Here is a 19,120-nt window from a genome sequence, read left to right as displayed (position 1 = left end):
AGCAAAACACTGATTATTCGCAAACGGTTGCCGGGGTCGCTTTCTACGCTCAGTGCGCTAGAGTGTCAGCTGGCTGTTTAATAAAAGGATGATGTGCGATGTCAGTTGAATGTGTGTTTTTCGATTGCGACGGTACGCTGGTCGACAGTGAAGTGATCTGTACGCAATCCTACGTCAACACCTTTGCCCAATACGGTATTGAGCTCTCTTTGCAGCAGATGTTTGAGCAGTACAAAGGGGTAAAGCTCTATGACATCGTGCGGGATGTACTGGCGCAGCATCAGAAAGAGGTGCCGTTAGACGAGTTCGAAACGGCGTATCGCGCGGATGTGGCCCGCCTGTTTGACCTCGACCTGAAGCCGATTGCCGGTGCCAAAGCGCTGGTGGAAAGCGTGAAAGTGCCGATGTGCGTGGTCTCGAACGGGACAGTGAAGAAGATGCAGCACTCGCTGGGCTTAACCGGCATGCTGCCGTACCTCGAAGGTCGGCTGTACAGCGGATACGACATCAATCACTGGAAGCCCGATCCGGAATTGATGTATCACGCGGCGGAGCAAATGCAGGTGCCGATTGAGAAGTGCATTCTGGTGGATGATTCAGAAGCCGGTGCGCGTGCGGGGATCGCGGCGGGCATTCCGGTATTTTACTACTGCGCTGATGCGCACAATCCGAAGTTGGATCATCCGCTGGTGACGCGCTTTGATGATATGACGCAACTGCCCGCACTGTGGCGCGCACGGGGTTGGGATTTGGTGTAAACCCAGGGCGGCATGAATGTCGCCCCTGCAGAAACCGGCGCACGATGTCCGGGCAATGCAGGATGCAAATCGACTGACCCCAAAAGTGTTACCTCTGTGGTCGGTCTGATCTGTTACCTCCGTGCCCGGTGGAACCTGGTGCTGCCTCTACAGAGGCCGATGTGCGATTTTGATCTGTTCGCAGATCTAATAGGGTGCGCATTTATGCGCACCAGGTAACCTAAACGCCTTAGCCAATCGCGCCCAGTGAATCCTCGTTGCTCTGTTTCTTCGGCAGCAGGAACAGGGTGGCAACAATATCCAGCAGATAAATCAGCGCCAGCAAAGTGATGGCCGCAGTAAAGGATATTTGCGCCGCCAGCAGGCCAATCACCAGCGGACCAAAGCCGCCAACACCGCGTCCGAGGTTAAACAGTACGTTCTGCGCAGTGGCACGCGCCTGCGGTGGGAAGGTGTCGGAGATCAGCGCACCGTAGCCGCCAATCATGCCATTCACAAACATCCCCATGATCGCACCAGTGAACAACATCACAGTAGGATCGCGCAGCTGCGCATACACCACCACCATGGCGACCGCGCCAAACTGGTACAGCAGGAAAATCTTCCAGCGCGCGAAGCGATCGGCCAATACGCCAAACAGCCAGATGCCAAAGGTCATGCCGACCACGGTCACCGCCGTCCACAAGCCGGATTTGGTCAGGCTGAATCCAAAGCTCGATGACAGATAGCTCGGCATCCAGATCATCAAGCCGTAGTAACCGAAGTTCTGCACTGAGCAGAGGATGAAAATCCCGAGGCTGGCTTTACTGGTGGCGCGGTCGGCGAACAGCAATTTGATGCGTGCGGCGAATGATAGCTGCGGCGTCTTCTCAACGTGACGCGTGAAGCCTTCCGGCTCGCCCATGCTACGGCGAATCACAAACGACACCAGTGCAGGCAACAGGCCCACCAGGAACATGCCGCGCCAGCCGATCACACTCAGTAGCGGCGGAGTAATAAACGCCGCCAGCAGCACACCGAGCTGCCAGCCGATGCCGACCCATGCCGAGGCGCGATTACGCTTCTCCTTCGGCCAGGCTTCCGCAATCAGCGCCATGCCAATACCAAACTCACCGCCTAAGCCCACGCCCGCCAGCGTGCGGTAGGCCAACAGATCCCAGTAGCCCTGCGCCACCGCGCACAGCCCGGTGAAGATTGAGAACATCAGGATCGTCACGGTAAGAATACGGATACGACCATAGCGATCGCTGAGATGACCAAACACAATGCCACCGATCACCGCGCCGATCAGCGTCCAGGTGACCAGCGAACCGGCCTGAGAGGGATCGAGCGCCAGCGAGACGCTGATCGCCGGTAACATAAAGCCCAGAATTAACAGATCGAAGCCGTCCATCGCATAGCCACTAATGGCAGCAACCATCGCTTTTGCCGGCGTCACGGCGTTTTTTTTCGTTATTGGGGAAGACATTTAACAGCACCTGGCAGAAAAAAGTGCGCCAAGTATAAAGAGAGGGAATCGCGGAGACCAATCAGAAATGAAGATGGCTGCCTGTTTGCCACAGTGGCTACAGGCAGCCGAAACGGCAATTAAGAGGGTTTATTGCTGCCGTCGTCACCTGACAGCAGTTCATCCAGCTTGTCGCCGCCAACGTGACGGAAATCCTGACCTTTAACGAAATAGAAGATAATTTCGCAGATGTTCTGGCAACGGTCACCGATACGCTCGATAGCGCGGGCACAGAACAGCGCTGTCAGTACACTTGGGATGGTGCGGGGATCTTCCATCATGTAGGTCATCAGCTGACGCACAATGCCTTCGTACTCTTTGTCGACCTTCTTATCTTCACGATAGATCTTAATGGCTTCATTCAGATCCATACGCGCGAAGGCATCCAGCACGTCGTGCAGCATCTGCACGGTGTGGCGACCCAGAGACTCCAGGCTCACCAGCAGAGGCAAGTGCTGCTGGCTGAACTTCTCCAGCGCCGTGCGGCTGATTTTCTCAGCGACGTCACCGATACGTTCCAGCTCAGAGATGGTCTTGATGATTGCCATTACCAGACGCAAGTCGCTGGCGGTAGGTTGACGTTTGGCGATGATGCGCACGCAGGCTTCATCAATCTCCACTTCCATCATGTTGACCTTCTGATCACCGTCGATCACGCGACGTGCCAGCTCGCCATCCTGGTTGTGCATCGCGGTAATGGCATCGGTAAGCTGCTGCTCAACCATGCCACCCATGATCATCACCTGGGTGCGAATATGTTCCAGCTCCGCGTTGAACTGACCGGAGATGTGTTTGTTCAGATTCAAATTGTCCATGTGCGTCTCCTGAATCAGCCGTAACGACCGGTGATGTAATCTTCGGTCTGCTTCTGCGCGGGCTTGGTAAACAGTGTATCGGTGTCGCTGAATTCGATCAGCTCGCCCAGATACATGAAAGCGGTATGGTCAGAACAACGCGCGGCCTGCTGCATGTTGTGCGTCACGATCACCACGGTGTAATCCTGCTTCAGCTCGGTGATCAGCTCTTCAATACGACCGGTAGAGATCGGGTCGAGGGCTGAGCATGGCTCATCCAGTAACAGCACTTCCGGGCGAATCGCGATACCGCGTGCGATGCACAGACGCTGCTGCTGTCCGCCTGAGAGACTGTAACCGCTCTGATGCAGCTTGTCTTTGGTTTCATTCCACAGCGCGGCTTTGGTCAGCGCCCACTGCACACGCTCGTCCATATCCGCACGTGACAACTTTTCAAACAGACGCACGCCAAACGCGATGTTGTCATAAATTGACATCGGGAACGGCGTTGGCTTCTGGAACACCATGCCAACGCGTGCGCGCAGCAGGGCGATATCCTGATGGGAAGCCAGAATATTGTCGCCATCCAGCAGAATGTCACCTTCAGCACGCTGCTCAGGGTAGAGCGAGTACATTTTGTTGAAGGTGCGCAGCAGGGTGGATTTACCACAACCTGATGGTCCGATGAAGGCGGTGACCTGGTTCTTCGCGATATCCAGGTTAATGTTCTTCAGAGCGTGAAACTTTCCGTAATAGAAGTTCAGATTGCGAACCTGAATTTTACCGGCAGAAGTCGTTGCCATACTCATTGCTCATCTCTCATGTGCAGCGCCGCCGAAGCCGCGCCGGGAAATTAATGTTTGCCCTTGGCGAAAACCACTCGCGCGACAATGTTCAGCAGCAGCACGCACAGGGTAATGATCAACACACCCGCCCATGCCAGGCTTTGCCACTCGGCAAATGGGCTCATGGCGAATTTGAAAATCGTCACCGGCAGGTTCGCGATCGGCTGCATCATGTCGGTACTCCAGAACTGGTTCGACAGCGCAGTAAACAGCAGCGGTGCGGTTTCGCCCGCGATACGTGCCACGGCCAGCAGGACACCGGTAATAATGCCGGAGACTGAAGCTTTCAGCGTAATGGCCGAAATCATCTTCCACTTCGGCGTACCCAGTGCATAAGCCGCTTCACGCATGCTGTCTGGTACCAGACGCAGCATGTTTTCTGAGGTACGAATCACGATAGGAATCTGCAACAGCGCCAGCGCCACCACACCCGCCCAGCCAGAGAAGTGCTGCATCTGTGCCACCACGATGGTATAGACGAACAGGCCCACTACAATCGACGGTGCTGACAACAGGATGTCGTTGATGAAGCGAATCACTTCCGCCAGCCAGTGCTTACGGCCATATTCGGCAAGATAAATACCGGCCATGATGCCCAGCGGTGTACCGAACACCGTTGACCACAGAATGAGTAACCCACTGCCCGCCAGGGCGTTGGCTAAACCACCGCCTGCGGTGTTCGGTGGCGGGGTTGATTCAGTGAACAGTGACCAGCTCAGACCATCAATACCTTTGGTGACGGTAGTGAACAGAATCCACACCAGCCAGAACAGGCCAAAGGCCATGGTCAGCATCGACAGCGTCAATGCCACTTTATTTTTAGCGCTGCGACGTGCCTGCATTTTACGGCGCGAGGCTTCCAGCTCAGCACGAGCATGCATTTCGATAGCGGTCATGAACGGGCTCCTTCACTCTTCGCCAGGCGCAGGATCATCAGTTTGGAGATGGCCAGTACGATAAAGGTAATCACGAACAGAATCAGACCCAGTTCCATCAATGCCGCGACATGCACACCGGATTCAGCTTCAGCGAATTCGTTAGCCAGCGCGGAGGTGATACTGTTGCCCGGCATAAACAGCGAGGCGCTGTCGAGCTGGTAGGTGTTACCGATGATGAAGGTCACCGCCATGGTTTCACCCAGTGCACGACCCAGGCCCAGCATCACACCACCGATTACACCGTTTTTGGTGAACGGCAGCACGATGCGCCAGATCACTTCCCACGTGGTGCAACCAATACCGTAGGCGGACTCTTTCATCATCACTGGCGTCTGCTCAAACACATCACGCATGACCGATGCAATGTACGGAATGATCATGATGGCGAGGATCACGCCAGCGGCCAGAATACCGATACCAAAAGCCGGGCCTGAGAACAGGGCACCCACAATGGGAATGTTCGACATGATGTTGCCGACCGGTGTCTGGAAGTACTCAGCGAACAGCGGGGCGAAGATAAACAGGCCCCACATGCCGTAAACGATACTCGGGATCGCTGCCAGCAACTCAATTGCGGTACCCAGCGGGCGACGCAACCAGTTAGGTGCCAGTTCCGTCAGGAATAGCGCAATGCCAAAGCTCACCGGCACAGCGATGATTAAGGCAATGATGGAGGTGACGAGGGTGCCGTAGATCGGTACCAGCGCACCAAATTGTTCGTTTGGCGCATCCCAGGTTTTGGTCCATAAGAAGGAAAAACCAAATTTTTGGATGCTTGGCCAGGAGGAGAAAATCAGGGAGACGATAATGCCACCCATCAACAACAACACGATAAGCGCGGAAAGTTTCACCAGCGCGCCGAAAATCATGTCACCTTGTTTACCTGGGGCTTTGAACGTCGGCTTAGTGGCAGCCATAAGTTTCTCGGTTCTCAGAGGAAGTTCAGGGCGGCATACCATGCCGCCCATCGGGTTGGTCAGTCAGGGGAGACTGACCGGGTCATTCGCTTACTTGTAAATCGCTTTGCCTGAGCTGTCTTTGATGTTCGCTTTCCAGGCAGTACGAATCTGGTTAGCAACGCTTTCTGGCAGCGCAGCGTAATCCAGTGCGGTTGCAGTTTTGCTGCCGCCTTTGTAAGCCCAGTCGAAGAACTTCATCACTTCAGCACCTTTAGCCGCATCAGCCTGCTCTTTGTAGATCAGGATGAAGGTGGTAGAAGAGATTGGCCATGCATCTGCACCTTTCTGGAAGGTCAGGTCTTGAGCGAAAGATTTGCTCCAGTCTGCGCCTTTAGCAGAGTTTGAGAAGCTGGTTTCGCTTGGCGTTACTGGCTTGCCATCTGCATCCATCAGCTTGGTATAGGTCAGGTTGTTCTGCTTAGCGTAAGCGTACTCAACGTAGCCGATTGAACCCGGCAGACGCTGTACGAAGGCTGCAACGCCGTCGTTACCTTTACCGCCCAGACCGGTTGGCCAGTTAACGGTGTTGCCTTTACCAATTTTGCTGTTCCAGTCTGCGTTGACTTTAGACAGGTAGCTGGTGAACACGAAAGAGGTACCTGAACCATCTGCGCGGCGAACTACGTTGATGTTGGTGTCTGGCAGTTTCACGCCTGGGTTCAGTTTAGTGATCGCCGGGTCGTTCCACTTTTTGATGTTACCCAGGTAGATATCGCCAACGGTTTTGCCGTCCAGCGTCAGTTCACCTGATTTAATACCTGGGATGTTAACGGCCAGTACCACGCCACCGATTACGGTAGGGAACTGGAACAGACCATTTTTATCCAGATCGGCATCACTTAACGGCGCATCAGACGCACCGAAATCGACGGTTTTAGCGATGATTTGCTTAACGCCGCCTGAAGAACCAATACCCTGATAGTTGATTTTGCTACCGGTGGCTTGCTGATACTCTGCTGCCCACTTGGCATAAACCGGTGCCGGGAATGTACCGCCAGCGCCAGTCAGGTCGGTGGCTGCAAAAGCAGATACCGCGCTTACTGCGAAGGTGGCGGCGAGGATTCGGGCTACGGATGTACGCATCAGTGTCATGTTCCCTCCAGGGGATTTAAAAAAAATCAGGCTCAATGCCATTTTAGTTGGAGTCAGTGATTGCTGCTGGAGGGAAAATAGGACAGTTTGATGACAGTGAAATGTACGAAATATGACAGTTATATGACACCGTTTAAAAAGCAAGCGGACCCGTTGCAGGCCCGCCCTTTTTATAGATTATTCAACAGTAACCGATTTTGCCAGGTTACGGGGCTGGTCAACGTCGGTGCCTTTAATCAGCGCAACATGATACGAAAGCAGCTGCAACGGCACGGTATAGAAGATCGGTGCTATCACCTCTTCGACGTGTGGCAGTGAGATGATTTTCATGCCCTCGCTGTCGGTGAAACCCGCATCCTGATCGGCAAATACATACAGCAAACCGCCGCGCGCGCGCACCTCTTCAATGTTCGATTTCAGCTTCTCCAGCAGCTCGTTATTCGGCGCAACGACGATCACCGGCATATCGGCATCAATCAGCGCCAGCGGGCCGTGTTTCAGCTCTCCGGCGGCGTAGGCTTCTGCGTGAATATAGGAGATCTCTTTCAGCTTCAGCGCGCCTTCCATCGCGATCGGATACTGATCGCCACGGCCCAGGAACAACGCATGATGCTTGTCAGAGAAACCTTCAGCCAGGCTTTCAATCACTTTATCCTGCGCCAACATCTGCTCAATGCGGCTTGGCAATGCCTGCAGCGCATGCACAATTTCGTGCTCGGTTTCTGGCTTCATGCCATGCAGACGACCCAGTTTTGCCACCAGCATCAGTAACACCGCCAACTGCGTGGTGAAGGCTTTCGTTGAGGCCACACCAATTTCGGTGCCGGCTTTGGTCATCAGCGCCAGATCGGATTCACGCACCAGCGAAGAGCCGGCAACGTTACAGATGGCCAGCGAACCGAGATAACCCAGCTCTTTCGACAAGCGCAGCGCGGCCAGCGTATCGGCGGTTTCACCCGATTGCGACAAGGTGATCAGCAGACTGTTTTTACGCACAGCGGATTTGCGATAGCGGAATTCGGAGGCGATTTCCACATCGCAAGGAATGTTGGCCAGCGACTCAAACCAGTAGCGCGACACCATCCCGGAGTTATACGAGGTACCGCAGGCGATAATCTGGATGTGCTCAACCTTGCTCAGCAAGGTTTCGGCATTGGCACCCAGTTCGCTGAGATCGATCTGCCCATGATTAAAACGACCAGTGATGGTGTTTTTAATCGCGTTCGGCTGCTCATAGATCTCTTTCTGCATGTAGTGACGATAGGCACCTTTATCACCAGCATCGTACTGCGCCGTGGATTCGATTTCCGCGCGTTTGGCTGGCTTGCCATCACGATCGATGATGGTGACTTCACGGCGCGTAATCTCGGCGATATCGCCCTCTTCCAGGTACATAAAGCGGCGGGTCACCGGCAGCAGCGCCAGTTGGTCAGAAGCAATGAAGTTTTCACCCACGCCACGGCCAATCACCAGCGGGCTACCTGAACGCGCAGCCACCAGCACGGATGGATCGCGGCTGTCCATGATCACCATGCCATAAGCACCGCGCAGTTGCGGGATCACGCGCAGTACCACTTCACGCAATGTGCCGCCCTGCTTCTGCTCCCAGTGCACCAGATGCGCCACCACTTCGGTGTCCGTTTCTGAGGCAAACTGGTAACCGCGTTCGATCATCTGCGCACGCAATGGCTCATGGTTCTCAATGATGCCGTTATGCACAATGATGATGTGCTCAGAGACATGCGGATGCGCATTGGCTTCTGATGGCTCACCGTGGGTTGCCCAACGCGTATGAGCAATACCAGTGCCACCAATTAGTGGCTGCTGCTCTGCGGCCTCGGCCAGATTAGCCACTTTGCCAAGACGACGCAGACGCGTCATATGTCCCTGGCGATCGACAACGGCCAGACCCGCTGAGTCATAACCGCGATACTCAAGACGACGCAGACCTTCCAGCAGAATTTCTGCGATGTCACGCTGCGCTACTGCACCAACAATTCCACACATAATAGTTTCCTGACTTCATGGCTTTCGGCCATTGCGTTGTCTTCTGACCTGATTATTCCCCGAGCCTTGTAGAGAGTGGGGGATCTACCCTTCATACATCAAATTTCAGGTGCGTTGGCTACGCGCATTCACCTCAGTCACTGACTTCAGTCAGCTCCTGAGGACTCGCGCTTGCCGCCTTTCAGAAACTCGAATGATTTCGGGTAGTTTTTTTCATGGGCCGATCTTTGCCGACCCTTAAAATTTATTTTTCTTAACCGGCCGCTGCCAGCCAGACTTCTGATTCTGTTCTTTGCGGTTGTAGACCAAATCGGCGGCGGTGACATCTTTCATTACCGTGGTACCTGCCGCGATGGTCGCGCCAGCCGCGACGGTGACCGGGGCCACCAACTGGGTATCGGAGCCGACAAACACGTTGTCGCCGATAATGGTTTTCGATTTATTCGCGCCATCGTAGTTACAGGTAATGGTGCCAGCCCCGATGTTTACGCCCGCGCCAATTTCTGCGTCGCCAAGATACGAAAGATGACCCGCTTTGGAACCTTTGCCCAAGATGGCCTTTTTCATCTCAACGAAATTGCCGACATGTGCCTCTTCCGCCAACTCGCTGCCAGGACGCAGACGCGCGAATGGCCCAACGGTGCAGGCAGCGGCTAAGGTGGCATCTTCGAGGACTGAATAAGGGCTGATTTCACAATCATCACCAATAACGCTGTTTTTGATGATGCACCCAGCGCCAATTTTGACGCGGTCGCCCAATGTCACGGTGCCTTCAATGATAACGTTGGTATCGATCTCGACATCACGCCCATGTTGCAGCGAACCGCGCAGGTCGAAACGCGCGGGATCGCGCAGCATGACGCCCGCCAGCAGCAGTTGTTCTGCCTGCTCGCTCTGATAGGCACGCTCCAGCGTGGCCAGTTGCAGGCGGTTATTCACACCATCGGTCTCACTGATACGCGCAGGATGTACCGCGTTGATCACGCGACCTTCCTGGTGAGCCATGGCAATGATATCGGTGATATAGAATTCACCCTGCGCATTATTGTTATTCAGCTGTGCCAGCCAACGTTTTAAGTCTTCGCCATTAGCAACCAAAATACCGGTGTTGATCTCAGGGATTTTCAGCTGTTCGGCTGAGGCATCTTTCTGCTCAACAATGCCGGTCACCGTGCCATTCTCACGCACAATGCGGCCATAACCGGTTGGATTATCGAGTACGACCGTCAGCAAACCGATACCGCCCTCAGGCTTGGCATCACGCAGACGTTGCAATGTCGCTTGGGAGATTAGCGGTACGTCGCCGTACAGCATCAGGATGTCTTCGTCATCGGCAAAGAAAGGTGCTGCCTGCTGCATTGCATGGCCGGTACCGAGCTGTTCAGCCTGCAGTACCCAGTTCAGGGTGTTGTGGGCCAGTTTATCTTGCAGCAGATCGCCGCCGTGACCGTACACCAAATGCACCTGCTGGGCACCCAGACCGGTCGCGGCATCGATCACATGCTGAACCATCGGTTTGCCTGCCAGGGTGTGCAGTACTTTGGGCAGATCGGAATACATTCGGGTGCCTTTGCCAGCGGCCAGGATCACCACACTCATCGCGCTTGTAGACATAACTATCCAGACTCAATTTAACTTTCGAAAGTGTAAGGTTTACCTCTGAGATTACTACATTTTTCTCGGACCGAAATTAGCGGATAAAGATGAAAGGCTGATTGGAGATAAAACCAGTGCCGGCCTGGGCATCACGCGATGCATTTTGCCGATGAAATCGGGCAGAGCAAGACAACATCGTCCTCCCCCAAAGCAGGATGATTTATCGCGCGCAAAAAAAATGCCAACCCAATGGGCTGGCATTTCGTGACGCATAAAGCCTGATTACATCGCTTTCTTGGTCAGCTCGATTACACGCAGTTTCGCGATAGCTTTCGCCAGTTCCGCAGAGGCCTGAGCATAGTCCACATCACCGTGGCTGCTGTTCATGTGCTCTTCTGCTTTACGTTTCGCTTCCAGCGCGCGCGCTTCGTCGAGGTCTTCACCGCGAATCGCGGTGTCGGCCAGAACGGTCGTGCTGCCCGGCTGTACTTCCAGCACGCCGCCAGAGAGGTAGATATACTCCTCTTCGCCGTGCTGTTTCACGATGCGAATCATACCAGGCTTGATGGCTGTCAGCAGCGGGGCGTGGCCTGGGTAAATACCCAGCTCACCTTCGCTACCTGACACCTGGATGCGCTCAACCAGACCGGAGAACATTTGTTGCTCCGCGCTGACAACGTCCAGATGATAAGTCATAGCCATACTATTCCTCCTGGGAAACCGTTATTACAGTTTCTTCGCTTTTTCTACAGCTTCTTCGATAGCGCCGACCATGTAGAACGCCTGCTCTGGCAGGTGGTCGAATTCGCCTTCCATGATGCCTTTGAAGCCACGAATCGTGTCTTTCAGGGTCACGTACTTACCTGGAGAACCGGTGAAGACTTCAGCAACGAAGAACGGCTGAGACAGGAAGCGCTGAATCTTACGCGCACGTGCCACCAACAGTTTGTCTTCTTCAGACAGCTCGTCCATACCCAGGATGGCGATGATGTCTTTCAGTTCCTGGTAACGCTGCAGCAGAGACTGCACGCCACGCGCAACGTCGTAGTGCTCCTGACCCACGATCAGTGGATCCAGCTGACGGCTGGTTGAATCCAGCGGGTCAACGGCTGGGTAGATACCCAGAGAGGCGATCTGACGGCTCAGCGTAACGGTTGAGTCTAAGTGAGCAAAGGTGGTTGCTGGTGACGGGTCAGTCAAGTCATCCGCAGGAACGTAAACGGCCTGAACAGAGGTGATTGAACCGGTCTTGGTGGAGGTAATACGCTCCTGCAACACACCCATCTCTTCTGCCAGCGTTGGCTGGTAGCCTACCGCAGATGGCATACGACCCAGCAGTGCTGATACTTCAGTACCGGCCAGGGTGTAACGGTAGATGTTGTCGATGAACAGCAGAACGTCACGGCCTTCATCACGGAATTTCTCCGCCATGGTCAGACCGGTCAGTGCTACGCGCAGACGGTTACCCGGCGGCTCGTTCATCTGGCCATACACCAGCGCTACTTTATCGATAACGTTGGAGTCAGTCATTTCGTGGTAGAAGTCGTTACCCTCACGAGTACGTTCACCCACACCAGCAAATACCGAGTAACCTGAGTGCTCAGCCGCGATGTTACGGATCAGCTCCATCATGTTTACGGTTTTACCTACACCCGCACCACCGAACAGACCGACTTTACCGCCCTTAGCGAACGGACACATCAGGTCGATAACCTTGATGCCGGTTTCCAGCAGCTCTTGCGAGTTAGACTGATCTTCATAAGAAGGCGCAGCACGGTGAATAGAGGAAACCTCTACAGTGGTGCCGTCGTCATTCTGCAGGTCGCCTTTCATGTCGATTGGTTCGCCCAATACGTTCATGATACGGCCGAGGGTTGCTTTACCAACCGGTACCTGGATCGGTTTTTTCAGGTCGGTAACTTGCAGACCGCGCTTCAGGCCGTCAGAAGTACCCATGGCGATGGTACGCACCACGCCACCACCCAGCTGCTGCTGAACTTCCAGCACCAGACGAGCGTCACCATTTTGAACCTCAAGCGCGCTATATACCTGCGGTACCGCGTCCTGAGGGAATTCGACGTCAACTACGGCGCCGATAATCTGGACAATCTTTCCAGCTGCCATCTTGAATCCTCTACCTAATACGAGAATATCCGGCCGCGCTCGCGCGACAGGATATATGCCTGGTTAAACCGCGGAGGCTCCCGAGACGATCTCGGTAAGTTCCTGGGTGATGCTGGCCTGACGAGCTTTGTTGTAAACCAACTGCAGCTCTTTGATCAGGTTTCCGCCGTTATCGGTTGCAGCTTTCATTGCCACCATACGTGCAGCCTGCTCACTGGCCAGGTTTTCCACCACACCCTGATAAACCTGCGATTCGACATAACGGCGCAGCAGGGTATCCAGCAGCGCTTTCGGATCGGGTTCGTACAGGTAATCCCAGGTCTTCGCCTTCATCTCTTCTTCACCTTCCGCTGGCGGTAACGGCAGCAGTTGGGTAATGGTCGGAGTCTGAGACATGGTGTTATTAAACTTGTTGCTGACGATATACAGCTTGTCGATGCGGCCTTCATCATAGGCCTGCAACATCACTTTTACTGGGCCGATAAGATCAGACAGTGCAGGCTTGTCGCCCATACCAGTGACCTGTGCCACGATGTTGCCACCGACAGAGCCGAAGAATGAATTGCCTTTAGAACCGATAACGGCCAGATCGCTCTGTACACCTTTATCAGCCCAGCCCTTCATATCTGCCAGCAATTTTTTGAACAGGTTAATGTTCAAACCACCACAAAGCCCGCGGTCAGTCGAAACGACCAGGTAGCCGACGCGCTTAACGTCACGCTCATCCAGGTAAGGGTGCTTGTATTCCAGATTACCGAGAGCAAGGTGACCAATCACTTTGCGCATGGTATCTGCATACGGACGGCTGGCCGCCATGCGTTCCTGCGTTTTACGCATTTTGGAGGCGGCGACCATTTCCATCGCTTTGGTGATCTTCTGCGTATTTTTTACGCTTCCAATCTTGGTACGTATTTCTTTTGCACCGGCCATTAGCTTCTCCTCAAAGCCTTGCGGCCTGCCTTTTCAGACAAGCCGCCAGACATTACCAGGACTGGGTTGCTTTAAACGTTTCGAGGAGGCCTTTCAGCTTCTCTTCGATTTCGTTATTAAAGTTGCCCGCTTGGTTGATTTCAGCCATCAGCTCAGCGTGATCGCGGTCTGCGAACGCCAGCAGAGCGGCTTCGAAGCTGCCGATTTTCGCCAGTTCAACGTCGTTCAGGAAGCCGCGCTCAGCAGCAAACAGCACCAGACCCTGTTGCGCGACAGACATCGGCGCATACTGTTTCTGTTTCAGCAGCTCGGTCACTTTCTGACCGTGGCTCAGCTGTTTACGCGTTGCATCGTCCAGATCGGATGCGAACTGAGAGAACGCAGCCAGTTCACGATACTGTGCCAGAGCGGTACGGATACCACCGGACAGTTTCTTGATGATCTTGGTCTGTGCAGCACCACCAACACGGGATACAGAGATACCCGGGTTAACGGCTGGACGAATACCGGAGTTGAACAGGTTCGATTCCAGGAAGATCTGACCATCAGTAATCGAGATTACGTTGGTCGGAACGAACGCAGAAACGTCACCCGCCTGAGTTTCGATGATTGGCAGCGCGGTCAGAGAACCGGTCTGGCCTTTCACAGCACCGTTAGTGAAACGCTCAACGTAGTCAGCGCTTACGCGTGATGCACGCTCCAGCAGACGAGAGTGGAGATAGAACACGTCGCCTGGGAATGCTTCACGACCTGGTGGACGGCGCAGCAGCAGAGAAATCTGACGGTAAGCAACAGCCTGCTTAGACAGGTCATCGTATACGATCAGGGCATCTTCACCGCGGTCACGGAAGTACTCACCCATCGCGCAACCGGCGTATGGCGCCAGGTATTGCAGTGCAGCGGATTCAGAAGCAGAAGCCACAACGACGATGGTGTTAGCCAACGCGCCGTGTTCTTCCAGCTTACGTACCACGTTAGAAATGGTTGACGCTTTCTGGCCAATCGCAACGTAGACACACTTGATGCCTGAATCGCGCTGGTTGATGATGGCGTCGATTGCCATTGCGGTTTTACCGGTCTGACGGTCACCGATGATCAGCTCACGCTGGCCACGGCCGATTGGAATCATCGCATCGACAGATTTGTAACCGGTCTGAACAGGCTGGTCTACTGACTGACGGTCGATAACGCCCGGTGCAATCACTTCAACCGGCGAGAAGCCGTCGTTGTCGATTGCGCCTTTACCGTCGATCGGTGCACCCAGGGTGTTCACCACACGGCCCAGCAGGCCACGGCCAACTGGAACTTCAAGAATACGGCCAGTACATTTAACCTTCATGCCTTCGGCGAGGTCAGCGTACGGGCCCATCACTACTGCACCAACCGAGTCACGCTCGAGGTTCAGTGCGATAGCGTAACGGTTGCCCGGCAGGGCAATCATCTCACCCTGCATCACATCGGCCAGGCCGTGTACGCGGATGATACCGTCACTTACAGAAACAATAGTACCTTCGTTGTGAGCTTCGCTCACCACATTGAACTGAGCAATGCGCTGCTTGATCAGTTCGCTGATTTCGGTGGAATTCAGTTGCATATGCTCCAGTCCCCTTAAGACTGCAAGACGTCTGCCAGACGATCAAGACGGCCGCGTACGCTACCATCAATGACCAGGTCACCCGCACGGATAACCACACCTGCCATTACAGACTTGTCAATTTTGCAATTCAGCTTAACTTTGCGTGACAGACGTTTTTCCATCGCGGCGCTGATTTTACTCAGCTGGCTGTCACTCAGGGTACTGGCAGAAATCACATCCACTTCGGCGGTCGCTTCATAAGCGTCACGCAGTTGGATGTACTGTTCCAGTACCGCTGGAAGTGCTGTCAAACGTCCGTTTTCCGCCATTACCTTAATCAGGTTCTGAGCGGGTTCATCAAGTTGATCGCCACATACCGCGTTGAAAGAAGCAGACAAAGCTTCCGGCGCGAGCGCACCGGAAAGAAGATCTGCCATCTGTTCGTTGCGAGCCACTTCAGCGGCAAACGCCAGCATGGTCTGCCAACGATCGATACTTTGATGCTCAACAGCAAAGTCAAAAGCTGCTTTGGCGTAGGGGCGAGCTACAGTAATCAGATCAGACATCAGCCCCTCCCTCCTTACAGTTCAGCGACCAGTTTATCAACGATGTCGCTGTTAGCAGCTTCATCCACGGAACGTTCGATGATTTTCTCGGCGCCAGCTAATGCCAGCAACGCGACTTGCTTACGCAGCTCTTCACGGGCACGTGAACGCTCGGCTTCGATTTCTGCCTGCGCTTGTGCCACGATGCGGTTACGTTCAGTCTCAGCTTCGGTTTTCGCTTCGTCCAGAATCTGTGCACGGCGTTTGTTCGCCTGCTCGATAATGACCTGAGCGTCTTCTTTCGCTTTTTTCAGCTGGTCGGTCGCATTGGCCTGCGCGAGATCTAAATCTTTCTTCGCGCGCTCAGCAGAAGCAAGGCCATCAGCAATTTCTTTCTGACGCTTCTCGATGGCAGCCATGATCGGCGGCCATACGTACTTCATGCAGAACGCGACAAACAGAATGAACGCGATGGCCTGGCCGAGGATTGTTGCATTAATGTTCACAGCACAATGCCTCTTATTAAGTTAACTTGCTCTGCCGCTATCAGCGATAAACGGCAGAATCCGTTCCTCATCACACCGGGTGCCATGAGTGAACAAGGCTACCAGGTTTAGGCGACCGCAAACATCACGTAGAGACCCAGACCTACAGCGATCATTGGGATTGCATCCACCAGACCCATTACAACAAAGAACTGCGTACGCAGCAGAGGAATCAGATCCGGTTGACGCGCAGCGCCTTCCAGGAATTTGCCTCCGAGGATGCCGATACCGATCGCAGCACCGATTGCCGCCAGGCCCATCATCACAGCGGCAGCCATGTACAGCAGATCCATATTCAGGTTTTCCATGACAGTCTCCAGTTTGTTTCAGTTAAAAGCTTAGTGTTGAGATAAAAAAATCAATGTTCTTCAGATGCCATCGACAGATAGACGATCGTGAGGACCATGAAAATGAAAGCCTGCAGCGAAATGATCAGGATGTGGAAAATGGCCCATGGCACATTCAACACCCACTGCGACCACCACGGCAGCAAGCCGGCAATCAGGATAAAGATCAGTTCACCCGCATACATGTTGCCGAACAGTCGCAGACCGAGTGAAACCGGTTTAGACAGCAGGCTAACACCTTCAAGAATCAGGTTGATTGGGATGAAGATCGGGTGATTAAAAGGCTGCAGCGTCAGTTCTTTGGTGAAGCCGCCAATGCCTTTCATTTTGATGCTGTAGAACAGAATCAAAATAAAGACGCCCAACGCCATAGACAGCGTGATGTTCACATCTGCAGACGGCACAACGCGCAGCGCTGGCAGGCCAAGATAGTGCTCACCGATAAACGGCAGCAAATCGATAGGCAGCAGATCCATGAAGTTCATCAGGAAGACCCAGACAAAAATTGTCAGAGCCAGCGGGGCGATAAGTTTGCTTTTACCGTGGTACATGTCGCGAACGTTGTTATCAACGAAACCGACAACCAGTTCGATAGCCGCTTGAAGTTTCCCTGGCACACCGCTGGTGGCGCTTTTTGCCACTTTACGGAACAACACCAGGAAAAGCAGTCCCAGTACCACAGAGAAAAACATGGAATCGATATTTAATACCCAGAACGTCGCAGGAGCGTCGTGCGGATTCACCAACTCGAAAGTACGCAGGTCCAGCTGAAGGTTATTCAGGTGGTGACCTATGTATTCTTGCGGAGTAGAGATTTCTCCAGCAGCCATGATGCCTCTTACCCTTTGTTGTTAATTACAGCCGGCGCGACGATCTGCACCACCAGCACCGATAACCAAGTGATTGCGAGAGGCCAGAAGACCGCTCCAAACACACCTAACGCCACCATGAGAAGAATGACTGTCGTGAAGACCTTCAACACTTCACCGAGGGCGAAGCTCCAGGCCACACGACCTTTGGCAGGCGTTTGATCCTGCAGGCGCCAGGCTAAAAACATAAACAACACATTCGGCAGCCAGGCTGCCGCTCCACCCGCGATGGCGGAGGCGCCCCAGATAACATCTTTCAGAGTAAAGAGTGCACCGATGATGACAAACGTCACCAGCTGGATCACCAGCACGGTCCGGGCTAATTTCACACTGTAAAGAGACACTGACATGGCGTTGAACTCTCCTGCCCCGAACGGGGTATGTCGCGTGTCGTATAAGACTGCCTTTACTCATTTGAGTCAAGCAGCAAAAGCCGTGCAAATTATACGGGCGCCACCTGCGATTTCAATCGGTAAGTAGCGAAAAGGTGAACAATTATTTAAATTTCTTTCTGGAGGGCTATTTTTCAAAACATCACCTTCCACTATGACTCAGCTAAATCGCTGAAATTGCCTTGTTGGCTTGCTTTTAAAGCGTGCTTCAGATCACATTATAGGCAATAGGCTGGCGAATGAATTTGTTTTAAGCATGAATTTTAAGATTTCAAAAGTGATGAAAGCTGTTTTTTATCATAACGATAGAATTATCCATCCGGCATCAGGTCATGATTTTCGATAAAAACACTCTATTGACATCGTACATCGCAATAAAAACGTAAAATTGATATTACGCACGCCGATTTATTGCAGAGTTATATTTTCTGACGTGACTATTTGCGCAAGTAAATACAGCCAATAAAGTGATATAAGTGATAATGAAATGTGAAATGTTCGTTAAATGTAACAGAGCTTTTCGGATAATTTCCGTGGCGCTTGTTAACCGTCTCACCCTGCCCTGCCGAATAAAAGCTTTTGACTAAAAGTGTTCAACTGCTGTTTTTTTATTCAGGACGTTTTCACTGACTAAAGGTGCGGCTGGTGTTAAATCCGCACCTTCTTTATGGCTATTGGCGAGACAGCACCACTAAATGACGTTCACCATCCAGTTCTGGCACATGCAGTGATTCAACCTTCTCCACCACAAAGCCCGCAGGCAAGGCTGAAATTTCATCATCCGGACGCACCCCCTTCAATGCGTAGAAGCGGCCTGAGGTGCCCGGTAAATGATGGCACCAGTTCAGCATGTCTTCCAGCGAAGCAAAGGCACGGCTGATAACGCCATCAAACGGTGGTTCTGCGGGGAACTCTTCCACACGACTTTGTACCGGGGTGATGTTAGTGAGCCCTAACTCATGTTGTACCTGACGCAGGAAACGGATGCGTTTTCCCAGGCTATCCAGCAGCGTAAAATGCGCCTGCGGACGGACAATGGCTAACGGAATCCCTGGCAGACCCGGCCCGGTGCCCACATCAATAAAGCGCTCGCCTTGTAAATGCGGTTCGACGACCACGCTGTCGAGAATATGGCGCACCAGCATCTGCTGCGGATCGCGCACCGATGTCAGGTTGTACGCCTTGTTCCACTTATGCAGCAATTCTACATAGCCGACGAGCTGCTGTTTTTGTTGATAGGTAAGTGAAATATTTGCCGCATCGAGCAGCTGGGAGAGTTTGTTAATCACAAGGAAC

At 53.3% G+C, this 19,120-nt stretch carries 19 protein-coding genes; 1 reads left to right on the top strand and 18 read right to left on the bottom strand.

Translation table 11 applies throughout. The annotated features are described in order from the left end of the window. Window positions 1-98: 98 nt before the first annotated feature. Entirely contained in the window at window positions 99-758 is a 660-nt protein-coding gene (gene yieH / locus WFP70_RS23530; RefSeq protein WP_337024569.1) for a 6-phosphogluconate phosphatase, read from the top strand. A gap of 229 nt (window positions 759-987) precedes the next feature. Here yieH and WFP70_RS23525 read toward each other — a convergent pair whose 3' ends face one another. The 18 genes from WFP70_RS23525 to rsmG form a co-directional block, all read right to left on the bottom strand. Further along, entirely contained in the window at window positions 988-2,226 is a 1,239-nt protein-coding gene (locus WFP70_RS23525; RefSeq protein WP_045815084.1) for an MFS transporter, read from the bottom strand. Between the two features lie 119 nt (window positions 2,227-2,345). After that, window positions 2,346-3,080 carry a phosphate signaling complex protein PhoU gene (gene phoU, locus WFP70_RS23520; protein WP_038643963.1) on the bottom strand — a complete coding sequence of 245 codons (735 nt, stop codon included), beginning with the start codon at window positions 3,078-3,080 and terminating at the stop codon, window positions 2,346-2,348. A 14-nt stretch (window positions 3,081-3,094) separates the two neighbouring features. Beyond that, window positions 3,095-3,868, bottom strand: a complete 774-nt coding sequence (pstB, locus tag WFP70_RS23515) for a phosphate ABC transporter ATP-binding protein PstB (RefSeq protein ID WP_034830029.1) — start codon at window positions 3,866-3,868, stop codon at window positions 3,095-3,097. A gap of 44 nt (window positions 3,869-3,912) precedes the next feature. Next, on the bottom strand, window positions 3,913-4,800 hold the full coding sequence (pstA, locus tag WFP70_RS23510; RefSeq protein ID WP_034830030.1) for a phosphate ABC transporter permease PstA: 888 nt from the start codon (window positions 4,798-4,800) through the stop codon (window positions 3,913-3,915). Continuing rightward, the gene (gene pstC, locus WFP70_RS23505; RefSeq protein ID WP_034830032.1) at window positions 4,797-5,759 is read right to left on the bottom strand and encodes a phosphate ABC transporter permease PstC; all 963 of its coding nucleotides are present in this window, start codon (window positions 5,757-5,759) and stop codon (window positions 4,797-4,799) included. The genes pstA and pstC overlap by 4 nt, the downstream gene beginning before the upstream one ends. 90 nt (window positions 5,760-5,849) lie before the next feature. Continuing rightward, window positions 5,850-6,893 carry a phosphate ABC transporter substrate-binding protein PstS gene (gene pstS / locus WFP70_RS23500; RefSeq protein ID WP_166933366.1) on the bottom strand — a complete coding sequence of 348 codons (1,044 nt, stop codon included), beginning with the start codon at window positions 6,891-6,893 and terminating at the stop codon, window positions 5,850-5,852. Between the two features lie 177 nt (window positions 6,894-7,070). Continuing rightward, complete coding sequence (gene glmS, locus WFP70_RS23495; RefSeq protein WP_337024568.1) at window positions 7,071-8,900, bottom strand: glutamine--fructose-6-phosphate transaminase (isomerizing); 1,830 nt, start codon at window positions 8,898-8,900, stop codon at window positions 7,071-7,073. 237 nt (window positions 8,901-9,137) lie between these two features. Then, window positions 9,138-10,514 carry a bifunctional UDP-N-acetylglucosamine diphosphorylase/glucosamine-1-phosphate N-acetyltransferase GlmU gene (gene glmU, locus WFP70_RS23490; RefSeq protein WP_283216205.1) on the bottom strand — a complete coding sequence of 459 codons (1,377 nt, stop codon included), beginning with the start codon at window positions 10,512-10,514 and terminating at the stop codon, window positions 9,138-9,140. Between the two features lie 264 nt (window positions 10,515-10,778). Continuing rightward, window positions 10,779-11,198 (bottom strand): F0F1 ATP synthase subunit epsilon, encoded by a 420-nt coding sequence (locus WFP70_RS23485; RefSeq protein WP_034830038.1) that lies wholly within the window; start codon window positions 11,196-11,198, stop codon window positions 10,779-10,781. Between the two features lie 24 nt (window positions 11,199-11,222). Next, the gene (gene atpD / locus WFP70_RS23480; RefSeq protein WP_034830039.1) at window positions 11,223-12,620 is read right to left on the bottom strand and encodes a F0F1 ATP synthase subunit beta; all 1,398 of its coding nucleotides are present in this window, start codon (window positions 12,618-12,620) and stop codon (window positions 11,223-11,225) included. Window positions 12,621-12,683: 63 nt separating this feature from the next. Continuing rightward, window positions 12,684-13,550, bottom strand: coding sequence for a F0F1 ATP synthase subunit gamma (gene atpG, locus WFP70_RS23475; RefSeq protein ID WP_034830040.1), 867 nt, complete (start codon window positions 13,548-13,550; stop codon window positions 12,684-12,686). Window positions 13,551-13,602: 52 nt separating this feature from the next. Beyond that, entirely contained in the window at window positions 13,603-15,144 is a 1,542-nt protein-coding gene (gene atpA / locus WFP70_RS23470; protein WP_058961695.1) for a F0F1 ATP synthase subunit alpha, read from the bottom strand. Window positions 15,145-15,158: 14 nt separating this feature from the next. Continuing rightward, entirely contained in the window at window positions 15,159-15,692 is a 534-nt protein-coding gene (atpH, locus tag WFP70_RS23465) for a F0F1 ATP synthase subunit delta (RefSeq protein WP_034830043.1), read from the bottom strand. 14 nt (window positions 15,693-15,706) lie between these two features. After that, entirely contained in the window at window positions 15,707-16,177 is a 471-nt protein-coding gene (gene atpF, locus WFP70_RS23460) for a F0F1 ATP synthase subunit B (protein WP_034830044.1), read from the bottom strand. 107 nt (window positions 16,178-16,284) lie between these two features. Next, window positions 16,285-16,524, bottom strand: a complete 240-nt coding sequence (gene atpE / locus WFP70_RS23455; RefSeq protein WP_003849523.1) for a F0F1 ATP synthase subunit C — start codon at window positions 16,522-16,524, stop codon at window positions 16,285-16,287. 50 nt (window positions 16,525-16,574) lie between these two features. Beyond that, the gene (atpB, locus tag WFP70_RS23450) at window positions 16,575-17,393 is read right to left on the bottom strand and encodes a F0F1 ATP synthase subunit A (protein WP_034830046.1); all 819 of its coding nucleotides are present in this window, start codon (window positions 17,391-17,393) and stop codon (window positions 16,575-16,577) included. Window positions 17,394-17,401: 8 nt separating this feature from the next. Further along, window positions 17,402-17,782 (bottom strand): F0F1 ATP synthase subunit I, encoded by a 381-nt coding sequence (atpI, locus tag WFP70_RS23445; protein WP_034830047.1) that lies wholly within the window; start codon window positions 17,780-17,782, stop codon window positions 17,402-17,404. A 713-nt stretch (window positions 17,783-18,495) separates the two neighbouring features. Continuing rightward, window positions 18,496-19,113: a 16S rRNA (guanine(527)-N(7))-methyltransferase RsmG gene (gene rsmG / locus WFP70_RS23440; protein WP_337024567.1), complete on the bottom strand. Its 618-nt coding sequence runs from the start codon at window positions 19,111-19,113 to the stop codon at window positions 18,496-18,498. Window positions 19,114-19,120: the final 7 nt, after the last annotated feature.

Origin of the sequence: Pantoea sp. USMM079, from assembly GCF_037153115.1 — a bacterium.
GTDB lineage: Bacteria > Pseudomonadota > Gammaproteobacteria > Enterobacterales > Enterobacteriaceae > Pantoea > Pantoea communis.
This window is presented reverse-complemented; position numbering and strand designations above follow the sequence as displayed.